Source organism: Nonomuraea antri (assembly GCF_013283785.1).
Taxonomy (GTDB): Bacteria; Actinomycetota; Actinomycetes; order Streptosporangiales; family Streptosporangiaceae; genus Nonomuraea; species Nonomuraea antri.
The window spans coordinates 1-3,604 of the sequence record NZ_JABCPZ010000439.1; the positions used below are offsets into that span (position 1 = coordinate 1).

3 protein-coding genes are annotated in these 3,604 nt (G+C 74.0%); 1 reads left to right on the plus strand and 2 read right to left on the minus strand.

Annotated features, from left to right (window positions below; genetic code table 11):
• Positions 1 to 44 precede the first annotated feature (44 nt).
• Positions 45 to 1,505 carry a serine hydrolase domain-containing protein gene (locus HII36_RS53995; RefSeq protein WP_173531173.1) on the plus strand — a complete coding sequence of 487 codons (1,461 nt, stop codon included), beginning with the start codon at positions 45 to 47 and terminating at the stop codon, positions 1,503 to 1,505.
• Here the strand turns inward: HII36_RS53995 and HII36_RS54000 are convergent.
• Entirely contained in the window at positions 1,468 to 2,352 is an 885-nt protein-coding gene (locus HII36_RS54000; protein WP_173531174.1) for an aminoglycoside phosphotransferase family protein, read from the minus strand. The genes HII36_RS53995 and HII36_RS54000 overlap by 38 nt on opposite strands.
• A 191-nt stretch (positions 2,353 to 2,543) precedes the next feature.
• The gene (locus tag HII36_RS54005) at positions 2,544 to 3,377 is read right to left on the minus strand and encodes a helix-turn-helix domain-containing protein (protein ID WP_217371108.1); all 834 of its coding nucleotides are present in this window, start codon (positions 3,375 to 3,377) and stop codon (positions 2,544 to 2,546) included.
• Positions 3,378 to 3,604: the final 227 nt, after the last annotated feature.

Sequence of the window (3,604 nt, forward strand, 5' to 3'; positions counted from 1 at the left end):
TTCCCCAATGGCCGGGGCGCGGGGGGCGCGGTTAGCGTCGGCGGGTGCTCAGGAACACCCTCGCCGCCCTCGCCCTCACCCTGCTCCCCTCGACGATCGCACTGTCCGCACTGTCCGCACTGTCCGCGCCGTCCGCGACCCCGGCGGCCGCGGAGATCACGCCCGCCGCCGTGGACGCGTTCGTCGCCCGCTACCGCGCGGCCACCGGCGTGCCCGGGGTGGCGGTCGCGGTCACCCACGGGACGCGGGTCGTCCACGCGGCCGGCTACGGCAGGACCGCGGCCGGCGACCCGGTGACGGCCGACACGCCCATGGCGGTCGCCTCGGTCAGCAAGTCGTTCACCGCGCTGGCCGTCATGCAGTTGGTCGAGCGCGGCAGGGTCGAACTCGACCGGCCGGTCAGGACGTACCTGCCGGAGTTCACCATGGCCGACCCCAGGGCGGCGGCGATCACCGTCAGGCAGCTGCTCGACCAGACCTCCGGCATGGCCGACTCGGCCTTCCGCGAGAAGAGCCTGCCCCAGCCGAGCACGCTGCGCGGCGCGGTGGCCAGGCTCAAAACCGCCGGGCTCGCCGCCGCGCCCGGGACCGTGCACCGCTACCACAACACCAACTACCAGGTCGCCGCCCGGCTGGTCGAGGTCGTCGCCGGCCGGCCGTTCGCCGACCACCTCAGGGCGAGCGTGTTCGAGCCGCTCGGCATGCGGCACAGCACCACCATCGACACCGACCGCGACCTGCCCGCCAGTGCCCGCGGCCACCTGTACGCGCTCGGCCTGAGCGTCCCGCTGCCCGAGCCGGCCGGGTTCGGCAACGGCTCGGGCGGGGTGCTGAGCACCGCCTCCGACCTGGCGCGCTGGCTCATCGCGCAGCACCGGGGCGTCCTGTCGCCGGCCGGGATGCGGGAGATGCGCACCCCGTCGCGGCTGGACGACTCGTACGCGCTGGGCTGGTCGGCCGGGACGACCCCGGGCGGCGAGCCGGTGATCCAGCACGGCGGCGACCTGTTCACCTCGACCGCCTACCAGGTGCTGCTGCCGCGTTCCGGGTACGGGCTGGCGGTCATGGCCAACACCGGCATGGCCTTCTCCGACGCCCGGGCGCTCAAGGACGGCCTGGTCGCGATGATCGAGGGCCGGGCGCCCGAGGTTCCGTCCCGGTCGTCGTACCTGGCCGTGGACGTGCTCTTCGCGGCACTGACGCTGGCGACGATCGTCCTGGCCTGGCGCGGGGTCGTGCGGGCGCGCCGGTGGGCCGCCCGCCGCCGGTGGTGGTGGGTGCTGCCGTTGCTGGCGCCCGCGGCGTTGTGCGCGAGCATGAGCGCGGTCTTCCGGGTGCTGTCGCGGGGCGGCGACATCATGTGGATCCAGGTGGTCTACCTGTATCCGACGTTCATGGCGTGGCTGGTGACGGCCGCGGTGGCGGGCGTCCTGGTCGCCGTCGCGCGGCTGGCCGGCCGGTACGCGCTCAGGAGAGCCAGCCGAGGTACGGCCGGGCCAGCGTGAAGACCCGCCGCCTGGGCTTCGCGGCGGGTTCGTGGCCGAGCAGCGCGAGCACCCGTCCGGCCTGCCGCTCCAGCTCACCGGTGCCGGCGCGCGCCGGGCAGGGCCCCTGCGGGCCGAGCATGAGCAGCCAGCTCACCGCCAGCAGGATGCGGAAGTCCCGCACCCGCGCGGCCTCGGCGGACGACAGCGTGAGGTGCGACAGGAACCTGTCGCCGTCGGCGTGGGAGATGTGCTCGGCCACCTCGGCCAGCTCGAAGGCCCGGTCGCTGCGGCCCGCGTGCTCCCAGTCGATGACGTGCGCCTGGCCGGTGATGGGGTTCCACAGGTAGTTCGAGACGTCGCCGTCGGCCAGGCCGAGCACCGGGGCCGCCGGTCCTGCGGTGAGCCGGTCGGGGACCGGGCCGGTCAGCCACTCCCTGCCGCGCGCGAAGGCCTCCGCCACCAGGGGGTCGTCGCCGCCGGGATCGGGATTCCGCTCGGCCCAGGTGCGGGCCCTGGTCACCGCGGCGGACGGCGTCCACACGGCCGGGCGCAGCTCCTGGACGGCGTCGGCGGGGACCGCCCGGTGCAGCAGCGTGAGCGCGTCGGCGACGGCGGCCACCTGATCGGAGGTGACGTGCCTGCCGTCGAGCGGGAGTCCGGGCAGCCTGGTCATCATGATCCACGGCGGGACCCCGTCGAGCCTGGCCCGCAGCGGGACCGGGGCCAGGCCGGGGACGTGCGTGGCGACCAGGCTCAGCGCGGCCCACTCCCGGTGCGGCTCGCGCCTGGCCCACGAGCGGTACCGCTTGATCACGACGTCGTCCCGCAGGTCGATGTCGTGAATGTGCGACTTGCCGAGCGTCACGTGCTCGCCCTCCCGACGGTGTCCTGGGTCTGAGGGTGGGCGTCGAGGCTAACGGCGCCCGGCGCCTGGATCGTCCGGGCCGGCGGCCTTTTCACCGGCCCTGGCACAACTCTTGACACTCCGCCGGCCGGGATGCGGCCATTTGCCGGGATGCGCGGTCAGCCCGGAAGCACGTCGGCCCGGATGCGCGGTCAGTCCGGATGCGCGGGGACCGGCCCCGCGCGCAGGTCGCGCGAGCGCGCCCAGGCGTCGAGCCGGCGGATCGCCCCGTGGCTCGCGCTGCCGTGGGGCGCGGTGATGAAGACGACCGCCTGGTCGGTGCCGTCGGGGACGTTGAGCGCCTGCCAGTCGACGTCGAAGCGCCCGACCACCGGATGGCTGAGCCGGCAGCGGCCGAGTGTCCTGGTGGTGACCAGGTGCTGGGTCCACCAGGTGCGGAAGTCGCTGTCGTGTGCCGACAGCTCGGTGACCAGGTCGCGCAGCCGGGGCTGCTCGGGGTCGATCCCGGCGGCCAGGCGCAGGCTCGACACCACCTCCTGCGCGCGTTCGCGCCACTCCAGCGACAGGGCGCGCGTGTGCGGGTCGAGGAAGATCATCCGAGCGTAGTTGCGCCGCCGTGGCTTGATCGCGGCCAGGTCGCCGAGCAGCGCCGAGGCCAGCCGGTTCCAGGCCAGGATGTCCAGGTAGCGGCCGAAGACCAGGGCGGGGGTGTCGACGAGGTTGGCCAGCAGGCGCTCGACCTGCGGGCTCACCTGCTGGCGGCCGGCCACGGCCGGGCCGCCGGGGTCGGGCTGGGCCAGCCGGACGAGGTGGCGCTGCTGGTCGGCGTTCAGCCGCAGGGCGCGGCCGAGCGCGTGCAGCACGCCCATCGACGCCGTGCGCACGCGCCCCTGCTCCAGGCGGGTGTAGTAGTCGGTGCTGATGCCCGCCAGGTGCGCGACCTCCTCGCGGCGCAGGCCGGGCACGCGACGACGCTGGCCGCTGACGGGCAGCCCGGCCTCGCGCACGTCGACCAGCGCTCTCATGGAAGTGAGGAAGTCCGCCAAAGGTCCCCGTTGATTCTTCGCTGCGGAATCCATACCTGGCCATTGTCGTGGTTCCGGGCTGCTCAGGTGACGGAAATCCGGGTGCGGTCCCGGCCTCTCTCGGTCGCGATATCGGTATATCGCGTAATTGGCGGGAGTTTTTCCGGGGAAAGGCATTCCCAGGAAGAAGACGTCCTTGTTGCTCCGGGGGCGGGTGGGGCACGATG